Here is a 13,633-nt window from a genome sequence, read left to right as displayed (position 1 = left end):
TGTGCGACGACACAGTGTGATTGCGAACCTCCCGGCGCGGACTTCTAGTTGACTGTCTGCCAGTCTGGAGGCGTGAACCCGTCTACAGCACAAGCGCAGGTCGTCGTCGACGAACTCGTGCGCGGGGGCGTGCGGGATGTCGTCCTGTGCCCCGGCTCCCGGAACGCTCCGCTGGCATTCGCCCTGCAAGCCGCCGATTCGGCCGGGCGACTGCGCCTGCACATGCGGATCGACGAGCGAACGGCGGGCTTCCTCGCCGTCGGGCTCGCGATCGCGAGCCGACTCCCGGTCCCGGTCGTGATGACCTCGGGTACCGCGGTGGCCAATCTCGGGCCTGCCGTGCTCGAGGCGAACTACGCTCGGGTCCCGCTGGTGGTGCTCAGCGCGAACCGGCCCTACGAGCTGCTCGGCTCCGGCGCCAATCAGACCGTCGAACAGTTCGGCCTGTTCGGCAGCCAGGTTCGCGCCACCATCTCGCTCGGTCTCGCGGAGGAGGAGCCGGGCGACGCCGAGCATCCGCCCTATGGCCGGCAGAACAGCCAGTGGCGCTCGGCGGTCTGCCGGGTGCTTGCGGCGGCGCGCGGTACCCGCTCCGGCAACGCCGGCCCGGTGCACTTCGATGTGCCGCTGCGCGAGCCCTTGGTCCCCGACTTGAAACCGGGTGAGACGGCTCCGGGGGGCCGCGCGGGGGAGTGCGCCTGGACCGACACCCAATACGCCACCTTGGACGTGCCGCTCGATCTCGACCTCACGCCCGACACGGTCGTGATCTCCGGACACGGCGCAGGCTTGCGGCCGGAGCTGGCGAATCTGCCCACCGTCGCCGAACCCACCGCCCCGATGCACGGTCCCGCGCTGCATCCCCTCGTGCTGCCGCTGTTGCGGCCGACGCAGGCGATCATCACCGGCCGCCCGACCCTGCACCGGCAGGTATCGAAGGTGCTCGCCGACCCGGACGTCCGGGTCTACGCGCTGACCACCGGTCCGCGTTGGCCCGACGTGTCCGGCAACGTGGTCGGCACCGGTACCCGCGCCGTCACCGTCGGCGCACCCGGCGCGCAATGGCTCGAGCACTGCCGCGAACTGAACGCGAAAGCCGACCAAGTGGTGCGTGGCGCACTCGCGCGGCACCCCAAGCCGACCGGGCTGCACGTCGCCGCGGTCGTGATGGACGCACTGCGCGACGGTGACCAACTCCTGCTCGGCGCCTCGAACCCGGTGCGGGACGCGGCGCTGGTGTCGCATCCGCGTCCGGGGATCAGGGTGCTGTCGAATCGCGGCGTAGCGGGTATCGACGGCACGGTGTCCACCGCGGTCGGCGCCGCTCTGCACCACGACGGGCGCACCATCGCCCTGATCGGTGACCTGACCTTCCTGCACGACGCGTCCGGCCTGCTGATCGGGCCCGGCGAACCGCGGCCCGCCGATCTGACCATCGTCGTCGCCAACGACGACGGCGGCGGCATCTTCGAACTGCTCGAGCAGGGCGACCCGCAATACGCGGGCGTGTTCGAGCGGGTCTTCGGCACCCCGCACGGCATGGATCTCGCCGCCTTGTGCGCCGCCTATCGCATTCCGCACCGGCAGGTGGATCCGCAGCAGCTGGCCGTCGAGCTGACCGGGCACGCCCATGGCATGCGGGTGCTCGAGGTGGCCACCGAGCGGTCCAGCCTGCGGGAACTGCACGCGACGGTGCGGGCCGAGATTCAGCCCTGACCGGGTCAGTAGCCGGATTCGTCCTCGGGTTCGTCATCGAGCGGAACCGCGATGGACTGTTCGATCACGTCCGCCGGGTTCGCCTCGAAGGTGTCGCGCTCCGGAGTCGCCCGTCCGACGGCTTCGTCCTGCTCGGGCTCGTCGGCGAGCACCGGCTCCTCCGGATACGCCGGAACGGACTGCTCGGCGAGATCGGCCTCCGGGATCGCGTCGGCAAGGGGATCTGACATCGTGCGCTCCTCTCCGCGTAGGCCTCTCGATCGGCATACCCGTCGTGGCACGCCGCAATCGAGGCGGACGATCAACTCGGACTGCATCGAGGATGCCCGCGGTCCGGGCGTACGGCAAGCACCCGGCGCTCAGTGTTGTCGCGCTTCGCCCACCTGCGCCGCCGTCGCGTCCGCGGGGTGCTCGACCAGCGCGAGCATGCGCCCGGCCATGAACCGCGCGGTCCGCACGGCCGTCCCCGATCGCGTCACTTCGCTGACTTCGACCACGCCTCGCGCGATCCTCACCTCGACCCGCCTACCCGCTCGGGTTGCCGCGATTTCGTAACTGCGGGACCCGTCGCCGACGTCGACGACGATCTCGACCCGATCACCCTTCATCTTTCAATTATCCGCTTTTCCAGGGCTTTTCGCCGCTACAGGTTGATTGCGGAACGACTCGCCGCTCAATTTCGGCGTCTCGCTCCGTCTCTATTTCCGGAGACGTCCCACACCGAGGAGGCCCGATGAATCCCGAGTTCGATTTCGAGCCCGCGGCCGCCACTCTGGCGACCGTCGTCGGCGGCATCGCCGACGACCAGCTCACGGCGCCGACACCGTGCGCCGACACCACGGTCCGCGATCTGCTCGCCCACGTAGTCGATCTGACCGAGGCATTCCGTCAGTCGGCGACCAAGGAGGCCGTCGGCGGATCCGTCGCGCCCGGCGCCCCTGCCGAGCGCGCCTTGGCAGAGGACTGGCGCGAGCGCATTCCGGCTCAGCTCGATGCCTTGGTGGCGGCGTGGCGGGAGCCGGCGGCCTGGGACGGCGACACGGAGGCGGGCGGGGTGAACGAGCCCGCCCCGGTGATGGCCAGGATCGCGCTGGACGAGGTGGTCGTGCACGGCTGGGATCTCGCGAAGGCCACCGGTCAGCCGTTTTCGTGTGCCGCCGAAGATCTGGCGACCTTGCTGGACATGCTGCGCGGCACACCCGCCGAAGGGGTGCCGGGTCTGTTCGGGCCGGTGGTGCCGGTCGCGCCCGATGCCACCGCCTTGGAGCGAGTCCTCGCTTTCACCGGTCGCCGCGCCGACTGGACCGCGGGTGACCGGGGAGCGGTGCTGGGCTAGTCGGCGGCGGACACGAACGTGCCCGCCCGTACGGCATCGACGGCGGCGCGGGCGGCGCGGTCCGCGACGATGTCATCGATCGGATCGCCGCTGGCGAGCAGCCGGTAGTACAGCGGTGCCGACACCGCGGACAGCACCGCGCGTGCGTCGGTGCGCTCGGGCGCTTCGCCGCGCGCGATGGCGGCCGCCACGCAGACCGACCATTCGGTGAGTCGCACGTCGTAGAAGCGGCGCAGGGCGGCTGCGGTGGACTCGTCGCAGGTGGCGGCCGCGATTACGGCGCGGAAGAGCCTGCCTTGGCGGGGATCGGACAGGGTTTTCGCGACCAGGCGGGCATTGGCGGTGAGGTCGCCGAGGAGCGAGCCGGTGTCGGCGTGCGGCAGCGACTGCTCGGCCATGTCGACCAACAGGTCCGCGATCAGGCCGGTGGGTGTGCGCCAGCGGCGGTAGACGGTGGTCTTGCCGACCTCGGCGCGCGTGGCGACTTCGGCGAGGTCCAGGTGGGCGAAGCCGCGTTCGGTCAGCAGGTCGCCCGCGGCGCGCAGGACGGCCGTCCGGACCCGGGCGGTCCGTCCGCCGGGCCGGACGGAGCCGGGTGTCGCGTCATCCATGGCTAATAACGGTACTCCAGTTTCATTTACGCGCGAAGCGGTGTACCGTCCGAAGTGTTAATGGAACTACAGACCCTTTAGGAGGGCGGTCCAGTGAACGTTCGGATGGTTGAGACGCAGATGGAGTACCGGCGGCTCGGCGCGTCGGGCCTGCACGTCCCGGCATTGAGCTTCGGGGCGGGCACCTTCGGCGGTCGCGGCGAGCTGTTCGGAGCATGGGGCGATACCGATGCCCAACAGGCGCGACGGCTGGTCGACATCAGTTTGGACGCAGGCGTGACCATGTTCGACACCGCCGATGTCTATTCCGACGGTGCCTCCGAAGAAGTGCTCGGCGCCGCCGTGAAGGGCAGACGCGATCGGCTGCTGCTGTCCACCAAGGCGACGCTGCCGACCGGACCGGGTCCGCGGGACGCCGGTTCCGGCCGGGCCAGGTTGATCGGTGCGGTGGAGGGATCGCTGCGCAGGCTGGGCACCGACTACATCGATCTGTTCCAGCTGCACGCATTCGACGCGGGCACGCCGGTCGAGGAAGTCGTCGCCGCGCTGGACGATCTGGTGCGCGCGGGCAAGATCCGCTATGTCGGCGCGTCCAACTTCGCGGGTTGGCAGTTGATGAAATCCCTTGCCGCGGCGGATCGCAACGGGCTGACCAGGTACGTCGCGCACCAGGTCTACTACTCGCTGGTCGGGCGGGACTACGAATGGGAGCTCATGCCGCTCGGCCGCGACCAGGGCGTAGGCGCGGTGGTCTGGAGTCCGCTCGGCTGGGGCAGGCTCACCGGCAAGATCCGCCGCGGACAACCGCTTCCGGAAGGTAGCCGCCTGCACCGGACCGCCGAGGCAGGCCCTCCGGTGGACGACGCGAAGCTCTACGACGTGGTCGACGTCCTCGACGAGTTGGCCGCCGAAACCGGCAAGACGGTCCCGCAGATCGCGCTCAATTGGCTGCTGCGCCGCCCCACCGTCGCGACGGTCATCGTCGGCGCCCGCAACGAGGAGCAACTGCGCCAGAACCTCGGCGCGATCGGCTGGGAACTCGACGCCGACCAGATCGCCCGCCTGGACAAAGCCAGCGCCACCACCCCGCCCTACCCCTACTACCCGTACTACCGCCTCCCGGACTTCACCCGCCTGAACCCACCCGCGGTGTGAGCAAGTATCGACGGCGGGCGGTCAGCACCCTCGGATCGGCGTCGCGGTGAAGCCGAACTTGCCGATCGTGATCACGGCCGGACCGTCGATGCGGTCCAGGTCGTATATCGCCTCGCCGAGGTGGGTGGACATCAGGACCATCCACCAGTCCCACGAAGTTGTGGCGCTGCCTCGTGAACCGTCCCGCGCGATACGCCGGTAGTACGCGAGCAGCGTGTCGGGCGAGAACCGCATGGCGATCGGCGGAGTCAGCGCCGCCTCGTCGCGTTCGACAATGTGTGGGATGCCATGAAATAACTGGATTTTCAAGCCTTCCCAGGTCCCGGCTCGAACGATGGAGTCCGTCAGTTCGTCGTGTGTCGGCTCTTCCACGGCAGCCTCGTCCCCCAGCGGTCGGTGACGGTCGCTTCGAACCCGTCGTGTTCTCGACGGAGCGGGGTGCGACCGCGTTCCATGATGTGATATATATCACTGAATCGGGCGCTGTGAGCCTGGCGATACGGTCGGTCAGTACACGTCGCGGACATAGCGCTTCTCGGCGACGAGTTGCTTCTTGAAGGCCAGTGCGCCGTCCTCGTCGAGTTTGCCGTGGATGCGGGCGATTCGTAGGAGCGCCTCGTCGACGTCCTTGGCCATGCGGCTGGCGTCGCCGCAGACGTAGAAGTGGCCGCCGTCGCGCAGCCAGGACCACAGCTCGGCGCCGTGCTCGATCATGCGGTGCTGCACGTAGATCCGTTCGCGCTGGTCTCGGGAGAAGGCCAGGTCGAGCCGGGTCAGGAAGCCGGAACGGAACATGTCCTCCAGCTCGGTGCGGTAGTAGAAATTGTGCGCCGCGTGCTGATCGCCGAAGAACAGCCAGTTGCGTCCGGTGCAGCCGAGGGCCCTGCGCTCCTGGAGGAATCCGCGGAATGGGGCGATGCCGGTGCCGGGGCCCACCATGATCATCGGCGCGGTCGGGTCGGCCGGAGGACGGAAATGCGGTGCGCGCTGCAGGAAGATCGGCACCGCCGTGTCGGTGAGGTCGGCGCGATCGGCGAGAAAGGTCGAGCAAACGCCGCCGCGCCGCGCCGCCGAACCGGTGGCCGCCGGGTCGCCGTAGCGCACGATGCCGACGGTCAGCTCCACTTCATCCGGGCTGACCCGCGGACTCGACGAGATCGAATACTGGCGCGGCTGCAGCTTTTTCAGAGTGCCGAGCCACTCCACCAGATCGGCCCGCACGGGGAAATCGCGCAGCACGTCGACGGCCTGCCGATCCCACAGGTAGTTCGCCAGCTCGTTGCGATTGTCTCGGCGCAGCAGTTTGGCGAGTTTGCCGCTGGCGTTGCGCTCGGCGAGGAAGCCGAGCAGATCCTGACCGACCTTGGTGATGTCGAAGTGCGTGCGCAGCGCATCGGCCAGGGGAACTTCGCGCTCGTCGACTTCCACCACGCGGCGACCGTCCAGCCCGGCGGCGGATAGCCATTCGCTGACCAGAGCGGTGCTGTTCACCGGCCAGACGCCCAGCGAATCGCCCACTTCGTACGCGGCGTCCAAGCCGCGCAGATCGAACGCGAAGCGGCGCACCTCCTTCGATGATCCCGCGGCGGAGAGTAACTCGTTGCGCACCAGTGCGGCACGCAGCGGCGCGGCCCGGGTGAACGGTGCGGTGCGGGTGCGGCCGAGCGCCGGGGCCATGCTCGGCGACTCCACCGTGGCCACCCCGCCGCCACGGGGCGTGGGTCGGCTCGGCGCGGCCGCACCGGTCACCGGCGAATCGGCGGGGTCCTCGGCCGGGCCGTCGCCCAAGGCGGCGAGCACGTCATCGAGCCAGCGCTGTGCCGCGTCTTGGTAGTCGGGTTCACTGTCGACGCGCGAGAGCAATCGGGTCGCGCCCAGTTCGGCGAATTTCTGGTCGAGTTTGCGACCGTAACCGCAGAAGTCGTCATAGGAGGAGTCGCCGAGCGCGAACACGGCGTAACGCATACCGGTCAGCCGCACGACGCTGTCGGCCAGCCGATCCCAGAAATCGGCTCCGTTGTCCGGCGGCCCTCCGTCGCCGAACGTGCTGCTGACCACCAGCACGTCGCCCTGGAGCGCACCCGGATCGCAGGAGTCCAGGTCCGATAGGCGCGGTGTGAATTCGTGCTCGGCGAGATGTGCCGCGACGGCGGCGGCGAACTCTTCGGCGTTGCCGGTCTGCGAGGCCCACAGCACGGTGACCGTGCGAGCGGCGGCGCCCGTGTCCGTCGTGGTCGCCGCACTACGCGAATACATCCCGGCCAGCAGCCCGTCGACCCACAGCCTGGTGTGCGCGGACATCGGCGCCGTCTCCGGAAGCACCGGCTGACCGGTCACCGGAAGCGCTTGCAACGCCGCCAGATAGCCGCTGAGGTAGATCCGCTCGGTCTCGCTGAGCGTGGGGGCGGTGCCGCTGTCGAGGCCGAGCACGGCGGCCAGCGGGTGCGCCGCCTGAGCCGCGGGCAGCGCGGCGGGATCCTGCGGCCACGGCACGGAAGCCACCCGGCGTAGCGCCACCGCGCAGGCCTTGAACTCCGGTTGCAGCGAGGCCGGATCGACCGCGTCGTTGGTGACCGCGTTGATGGTCAGGTATTCGCCTTGCTCGTCGTTCCAGTGGAACGGCACGAAGCAGTCGCCCTGCCGCACCCGGTCGCTGACCTGCACCGGCAGCACCGCACGGCCACGGCGGGAGGCGATCTCGAGCTGGTCGCCCGTGCGCAGACCGAGCCGCTCGGCGTCGGCCGGATGCACCTCGACGAACGGCGTGCCGTTCAGCTTGGTCAGTTTGTCGATCTTGCCGGTCTTGGTCATCGTGTGCCACTGATGCTGCAGGCGACCGGTGTTCAGCAGGAACGGATAGTCGTCGTCGGGCATCTCCTCCGGCAGCAGGTGCGGCCGGGGCCAGAACACCGCGCGGCGGCTCGGCGTGGCGAAGGCCAGCCGGGGCCGGTGGCCGTTCTCGTCGATGAACAGCGTCTGGCTGACGCCGTCGTTGACGTAACGGATCGGGTTGCGCCTGCGGTCCGGCTCCGCGCACGGCCACTGCATCGGCCCTTCGCGCAGCGCCGCATAGGTCACGCCGCGCAGGTCGTAGCCGGTGGCGGGATTCGCGAACCGCTTGATCTCGTCGAACACCTCGGCGCTGGAGGCGAAGTCGAAGCCGGGGAAACCCATGGCGGTGGCGACGTCGGCGATGATCCGCCAGTCCGGCCGCGCGTCGCCGATGGGCGGGACCGACTGCTGCAGCAGGGTGAGGTTGCGTTCGGAATTCACCATCACCGCGTCGGCTTCCGCCCACAGCGTGGCGGGGAGCAGCAGGTCGGCGTAGGCGTTGGTCGCGGTCTCGGTGTAGGCGTCCTGGGCGATCACCAGTTCGGCCGCCTCCAACCCCGCGATAACGGTCTTCCGGTTCGACACCGTGGCGACGGGGTTGGTGCAGATGATCCAGGCCGCTTTGATCGTTCCTTCGGCCAGTTCACGGAACATCTCCACCGTGCCGGGTCCGGCTTCGGTGCGCAGGGTGCCGGGCGCCAGTTCCCACGCGGTCTCCACGAACGTGCGGTCCTCGGCGGAGAGCAGGCTGCGCTGGCCGGGCAGGCCGGGGCCCATGTACCCCATCTCGCGCCCGCCCATCGCGTTCGGCTGCCCGGTGAGCGAGAACGGCCCGCTGCCGGGACGGCAGATCGCGCCGGTGGCCAGGTGCAGGTTGCACAGCGCGTTGGTGTTCCAGGTGCCGTGTGTGGACTGGTTGAGTCCCATCGTCCACAGCGACATCCACTCGCCCGCCGCGCCGATCCATTCGGCCGCGGTCCGGATGTCGGCCTCGGCCAGTCCGGTGATCTCCGCCACGCGCTCCGGCGGATAGTCGGCCAGGAACTCCGGCATCGCGTCCCAGCCCTCGGTGTGCTCGGCGATGAACTCCGCGTCGATGTGGCCGCCTGCGACCAGCAGGTGCAGCAACCCGTTGAGCAGCGCGAGATCCGTGCCGGGCGCGATCTGCAGGAACAGGTCGGCGCGCGCGGCGGTCTCGGTGCGGCGCGGGTCGACCACGATGAGCTTCGCGCCCGTCTTCAGGCGATCGGCCATCCGGAGAAAAAGGATGGGGTGGCAGTCGGCCATGTTCGCGCCGATGACGAAGAACAGGTCCGCGTGCTCGAAGTCGTCGTAGGAGCCGGGCGGCCCGTCCGCGCCGAGCGACTGCTTGTACCCGGTGCCCGCGCTGGCCATGCACAGCCGCGAGTTCGCCTCGATGTGCACCGTACGCAGATAACCCTTGGCGAGTTTGGTCGCGAGGTACTGCGCCTCCAGCGACATCTGCCCGGAGACATACAGCGCGATCGCGTCCGGACCGTGTTCGTCGAGAATCGCGCGCAACCGAGTGGCCGCCTCGTGGACGGCCTCGTCGACGGGGAACGGCACCGGAACCTGGCCGCGCTCGAAGCGCCGGTAGGCGGTCTCCATCCGTCCGGGAGTGCGCATCAACTCCGCGTGGGTCGCCCCCTTGGTGCACAGCCTGCCGGCGTTCGCCGGATGCAGTTTGTCACCGCTGACCTTGGCGATCACCGGCTTGCCCGCGCCGTCGGCGGCGGTCGACACGGTTATCCCGCAGCCGACGCCGCAGTACGAGCACGCCGTTCGGGCGGTGCCGTCGCCGCGGCCGGTCACTGGATCGGTCATGTCTCCGATCATGCGGACCGCCGATTGCGCCGGATTTACCTCGCGTTATCGCCAGGTGACATTCCTCCTCACCGCTCCCGGATGGGTCGGTGAGGTGTGATCCAGGTCTCCGGCTCAGTCCAGCTTGTAGGCGCGGTGCAGGGCCACCACGCCCCCGGTGAGGTTGCGCCACTTCACCGACGACCACCCGTTCGCCGCGATCCGCATCGCCAGCCTGCGCTGATTGGGCCACTCCGTGATCGATTCGGCCAGGTAGACGTAGGCTTCGGGATTACTGCTCACCACGCGCGCCACCTTGGGCAGCGCTTTCATCAGGTACTCCAGGTACACCGTGCGGAACACCGGCAGCACCGGCGCGGAGAACTCGCACACCACCAGCCTGCCGCCGGGCTTGGTGACCCGCAGCATCTCGCGCAGGGCGAGGTCGGTGTCGGCCACGTTGCGCAGCCCGAAGGAGATGGTCACCGCGTCGAAGGAGTCGTCGGCGAACGGCAGCGCCATCGCGTCGGCCGCCACCATCGGCACGTCGCGGAACCGGCCCGCGCTGAGCATGCCCTTGGAGAAGTCGGCTGCGAGGCACCACGCGCCGGATTTCTGCAATTCCAGGGTGGATACACCGGTGCCCGCCGCGAGGTCGAGCAGCCGCTCGCCCGGCCGTGCCGCCAGCGCCTTGCGGGTCGCCCAGCGCCAATAGCGATCCTGTCCGGCGGAGATCACCGTGTTGGTCAGGTCGTAGCGCCGGGCGACGCCATCGAACATCGCCGCGACTTCGCGCGGCTGCTTGTCCAACGAGGCCCGGTTCGATTGCGTTTTCGGCACGGGAAGACCCTAACTCGCGGTCTGATACGAACCGAGCGCGGCGCGTGGATACCTCCGTCACGCTTCGGCCGGGTTCATGCCGTATGCGGCAACCGAATCCGCGCGCCGGTCACTTCGGTGTAGTGGCCCATCAACTCGGTGCAGATGGCGGGCCAAGTCCGCGACAGCACCGACTTCCGCGCCGCCCCGGCGAACCGGGTCCGCAGCTCCGGATCGTGCAGCGCCCCGACAGCACTGGGCAGCAACTCGCTGAACCGGTCCACCGGAAGCAGATAGCCGTTGCGGCAGTGGGCGATCAGGTCGCGGGGACCGCCCGCGTCGGGACCGATCACCGGGACACCGGAGGCCAGCGCCTCCTGCACGCCCTGGCAGAACGTCTCGTGTTCGCCCGCGTGCACCATGACGTCCAGACTGGCGTACGCCCGCGCCAGCTCGCCGCCGCCGAGTTCGCCGGTGAACACCGCGGTCGGCATCAGCCGGGCCAGCCGCTGACGCTCCGGCCCGTCGCCGACGATCACCAGCTGGATGTCCGGGTCGGCGGCCAGCACCGCGAGCCGCTCGACGTGCTTCTCCGGCGCGAGTCGCCCCACGAAGCCCACCAGCAGGCGGTCCCGGCCCGCGAGCCAGCCGTCCCGCAGTTCGGCGGAGCGGGCGCTCGGCGTGAACCGCGCGATGTCGACGCCGCGCCCCCAGCGGTGCACGCGCGGGATGCCGTGCCTGGCCAGGTCCTCCGCGGCGGCCCGGGACGGGGCGAGCGTGCGGGTGGCGCCCTCGTGGATGCGCCGGGTCCAGCCCCAGGCGGCACGGCTCGCCAGCCCGAGCCCGTAACTCTTGGCGAAGCCGGCCACGTCGGTCTGATACACCGCGACAGTGGGCAGATCCAGCCGCAATGCCGCGCCGAGGCCGCCGGCGCCGAGCAGGAACGGAGAGGCCAGGTGAACCACCTCGGCGTCGAAGTCCTCGATGGCCGAGACGATGCCCGGCTGGGGCAGCCCGACCGGCAGCGAACTGACCTTCGGGACCATGACCGCGGGTACCCGGTGGACCGGGAAACGCTCGTAGTGGCGCGGTGCGGCGGGCTGTCCGCGGGGGGTGTCCGGCGCGATGATCAGCGCTTCGTGCCCGTTCCGGTCCAGGTGGTCGAGCACCCGCAGCACCGAGTTGACCACGCCGTTCATGTTCGGCAGGAACGACTCCGCGACGATCGCTACACGCACGCTCCCAGCGTGACCGCTACACCGCGCCACGCCGCCACGCCGAAGTGAAGCGCACGGAAAGATCCGGCGAACTATCGGAACCCCGACCGCTTTCCCGGTGACGCGGATCTCAGGCCTGCGGCGCGGGCCTGACCACCGGCGCGGGACCACGCCTACCCGCGCGGAAGAGCAACCACAGCGCGGGCAGCGCGAGCAGCCACACCACGACGATCACCGACAACGCGGGCGGAATGGCGACGCGCACGTCACGGCCCTCCACCCGCACCAGGTCCGGGTCGCTGCGGCGGTACTCCACACGAATCCGCTCGCCCGCGGTCAAGTTGGTGGGATAGAGCACGCCGACCTTCGGATTGTGTGTCTCGCCGTCCGGTGTGACGTACATGACCGCCGAGCGCAGCCGTCCCGCCGAGAGCACCTCGGCCGTCGTGCTGCCCTTGTCCGAGCTGATCAGATAATCGTTGCGCCACGCGGCCAGCACCAGCAGCCCGACGAGCACGCTCACCGCCGTCGCGGCGATCAACACGCCGATCCTGGCCCGTCGCAGGCGGATCGGCCGCCTGGTGAACTGGCTGGTTTCCGACACCGCCACAGGCTACCGATCGGCTCGGCTACGGTGGCGGCCATGTCCCGAAAATTCAGCTTCACCGTGCCGTACACAGTCCCGGTCGAAGATCTCCACCGGGCACTCATCACCGACGACGTCTGGCGGTCCCGCTTCGCCGAGGCGGAGACGGCGACAGTCGACCTGTCGCATCCCGACGGCGCGGGCACCATTCGCATCCATATGACCGAGAAGGCTCCCGAGGACAAGGTGCCCGCGCTGGTCCGCAAGGTGCTCAGGAGCGAACTCACCTTCTCCCGCACCGACAACTGGCAGCCGCTGGTCGGCGAGGTCGCCAAAGGCACCTTCGAGGTCTCCACCGGCGGCATCAACACCGCGATGTCGGGGTCCTACGAGATCCGTTCCACCGCGGAAGGTTCCGAGATCGAGGTCGTCGGCACCGTGCGGGTGAAGGTTCTCGTGGTCGGCGGCGCGATCGAGCCACTCGCCGAGCAGTTGCTCCACCGAGTGCTGAAGGGTGAGCGCAAAAGCATCGAGGACTGGCTGTCCGCCGAGTCGACCGCGTGAGCGCGCGCGTTGCCCCAGCGCGCCGGGGCAACGCCGTCGCGGCCTAGGCGAAGGCCTGCGGCGAGAACTCCTTCGGCTGCACCAGGACCAGCCAGTTTCCCGAATTGTCCCGGATGATCGCCTCGGTCCCGTAGGGCCGTTCGGCGGGCGGCTGCACGAACTCCACCCCTTTGGCGGTGAGTTCCTCGAAGGTCTTCTGGCAGTTCTCGGTCCGCAGGCCGAGCGAGCCGTGCGTGCCGTTGGCCAGCGCCCGCCGGACGGCGTCGGCGTAGTTCTCGTCCAGCGGCGGGCCGGGAAGCATAAGCGTGATCTCCAGCTCGGGGTGCGCGGGATGCGCGACGGTGACCCAGCGGAAACCGTTGTCGCCCATCGTGACATCACTGGTCTCGATGAAGCCGAGCTTGTCGACGTACCACTCTTTCGCGGCGGTTTGGTCCGTCACGTACACCGTCACCAGGGAAACGTTCGTAATCGTCGTCATGCGGTCCACGCTATGGCGGGCGCGGGGCCACCGGCTTCTCCGAAATTGCGCCGTTCGGTCAGCCTGGCGGCTTGCGGTCGGAGAGCCCGTGCATGAAAACGAAACAGCCGGGGATACGCGGAGCGCCGTCGGCGAACTTCGCCTGGTATTCCGACGGCGTGACCCCGACCAACTGCCGGAACTTGCTGCTGAACGAGCCGAGGCTGCTGTAGCCGACCAGCATGCACACCTCGGTGACCGTCAGATTGGTCGAGCGCAGCAGGTCCTGGGCGCGTTCGATGCGCCGCTCGGCCAGGTACACGGCGGGGGTGCGGCCGTAGACCGCGGCGAACGCGCGCAGGAAGTGGTATTTCGACACCCCGGCGGCCGCCGCCAGTTCCTCCAGATGCAGCGGGTCGGCGTAATGGCGGTCCGCGAGGTCCCTGGCTCGGCGCAGATGCGGGAGCAGATACAGCGCGGGCAAGCCGCGCGCTCGTTGTCCGCCCATCGCGC

Annotated in this window: 14 protein-coding genes; 4 read left to right on the top strand and 10 right to left on the bottom strand. The window is 69.4% G+C overall.

The annotated features are described in order from the left end of the window. Nucleotides 1–72: 72 nt before the first annotated feature. Entirely contained in the window at nt 73–1,716 is a 1,644-nt protein-coding gene (gene menD / locus ACIA5H_RS34045) for a 2-succinyl-5-enolpyruvyl-6-hydroxy-3-cyclohexene-1-carboxylic-acid synthase (RefSeq protein WP_397080033.1), read from the top strand. 5 nt (nt 1,717–1,721) lie between these two features. Here the strand turns inward: menD and ACIA5H_RS34040 are convergent, their stop codons facing one another. Next, the gene (locus tag ACIA5H_RS34040; protein WP_397080031.1) at nt 1,722–1,946 is read right to left on the bottom strand and encodes a hypothetical protein; all 225 of its coding nucleotides are present in this window, start codon (nt 1,944–1,946) and stop codon (nt 1,722–1,724) included. Between the two features lie 129 nt (nt 1,947–2,075). Next, entirely contained in the window at nt 2,076–2,324 is a 249-nt protein-coding gene (locus ACIA5H_RS34035) for a hypothetical protein (RefSeq protein ID WP_379253987.1), read from the bottom strand. 125 nt (nt 2,325–2,449) lie between these two features. Here ACIA5H_RS34035 and ACIA5H_RS34030 point away from each other — a divergent pair, with 125 nt between their 5' ends. Then, nucleotides 2,450–3,052 carry a TIGR03086 family metal-binding protein gene (locus tag ACIA5H_RS34030; RefSeq protein ID WP_379253986.1) on the top strand — a complete coding sequence of 201 codons (603 nt, stop codon included), beginning with the start codon at nt 2,450–2,452 and terminating at the stop codon, nt 3,050–3,052. Here ACIA5H_RS34030 and ACIA5H_RS34025 read toward each other — a convergent pair. After that, entirely contained in the window at nt 3,049–3,663 is a 615-nt protein-coding gene (locus ACIA5H_RS34025) for a TetR/AcrR family transcriptional regulator C-terminal ligand-binding domain-containing protein (protein WP_397080029.1), read from the bottom strand. The two genes, ACIA5H_RS34030 and ACIA5H_RS34025, sit on opposite strands and share 4 nt — an antisense overlap. A gap of 120 nt (nt 3,664–3,783) precedes the next feature. Between ACIA5H_RS34025 and ACIA5H_RS34020 the strand changes: the two genes are divergently transcribed. After that, nucleotides 3,784–4,818, top strand: coding sequence for an aldo/keto reductase (locus ACIA5H_RS34020; RefSeq protein ID WP_397080082.1), 1,035 nt, complete (start codon nt 3,784–3,786; stop codon nt 4,816–4,818). Nucleotides 4,819–4,839: 21 nt separating this feature from the next. Here ACIA5H_RS34020 and ACIA5H_RS34015 read toward each other — a convergent pair whose 3' ends face one another. From ACIA5H_RS34015 to ACIA5H_RS33995, 5 genes are all read right to left on the bottom strand, one after another. Continuing rightward, on the bottom strand, nt 4,840–5,190 hold the full coding sequence (locus ACIA5H_RS34015; RefSeq protein ID WP_397080027.1) for a hypothetical protein: 351 nt from the start codon (nt 5,188–5,190) through the stop codon (nt 4,840–4,842). A gap of 135 nt (nt 5,191–5,325) precedes the next feature. Continuing rightward, a complete protein-coding gene (locus tag ACIA5H_RS34010; protein ID WP_397080025.1) occupies nt 5,326–9,507 on the bottom strand; it encodes a molybdopterin-dependent oxidoreductase in 4,182 nt (1,393 codons plus the stop codon). A gap of 102 nt (nt 9,508–9,609) precedes the next feature. Then, on the bottom strand, nt 9,610–10,314 hold the full coding sequence (locus tag ACIA5H_RS34005) for a demethylmenaquinone methyltransferase (RefSeq protein ID WP_355072019.1): 705 nt from the start codon (nt 10,312–10,314) through the stop codon (nt 9,610–9,612). Nucleotides 10,315–10,388: 74 nt separating this feature from the next. Continuing rightward, nucleotides 10,389–11,531 (bottom strand): glycosyltransferase family 4 protein, encoded by a 1,143-nt coding sequence (locus ACIA5H_RS34000; protein ID WP_397080023.1) that lies wholly within the window; start codon nt 11,529–11,531, stop codon nt 10,389–10,391. A 109-nt stretch (nt 11,532–11,640) separates the two neighbouring features. Further along, the gene (locus tag ACIA5H_RS33995; protein ID WP_356962523.1) at nt 11,641–12,114 is read right to left on the bottom strand and encodes a DUF3592 domain-containing protein; all 474 of its coding nucleotides are present in this window, start codon (nt 12,112–12,114) and stop codon (nt 11,641–11,643) included. A 39-nt stretch (nt 12,115–12,153) separates the two neighbouring features. Here ACIA5H_RS33995 and ACIA5H_RS33990 point away from each other — a divergent pair, with 39 nt between their 5' ends. Then, nucleotides 12,154–12,660 (top strand): DUF2505 domain-containing protein, encoded by a 507-nt coding sequence (locus tag ACIA5H_RS33990; protein WP_355072025.1) that lies wholly within the window; start codon nt 12,154–12,156, stop codon nt 12,658–12,660. Nucleotides 12,661–12,703: 43 nt separating this feature from the next. On the opposite strand, the gene ACIA5H_RS33985 is transcribed toward ACIA5H_RS33990, so the two are convergent. Both ACIA5H_RS33985 and ACIA5H_RS33980 read right to left on the bottom strand, forming a co-directional pair. Continuing rightward, nucleotides 12,704–13,141 carry a VOC family protein gene (locus tag ACIA5H_RS33985; RefSeq protein ID WP_397080020.1) on the bottom strand — a complete coding sequence of 146 codons (438 nt, stop codon included), beginning with the start codon at nt 13,139–13,141 and terminating at the stop codon, nt 12,704–12,706. Nucleotides 13,142–13,199: 58 nt separating this feature from the next. Next, the gene (locus ACIA5H_RS33980; RefSeq protein WP_355072027.1) at nt 13,200–13,628 is read right to left on the bottom strand and encodes an AraC family transcriptional regulator; all 429 of its coding nucleotides are present in this window, start codon (nt 13,626–13,628) and stop codon (nt 13,200–13,202) included. Between the last annotated feature and the right edge of the window lie 5 nt (nt 13,629–13,633).

Origin of the sequence: Nocardia sp. NPDC051900 (assembly GCF_044452545.1) — a bacterium.
GTDB lineage: Bacteria > Actinomycetota > Actinomycetes > Mycobacteriales > Mycobacteriaceae > Nocardia > Nocardia sichangensis.
The sequence above is the reverse complement of the archived record's forward strand: the minus strand, read 5'-3'. Positions and strand labels throughout refer to the sequence as shown.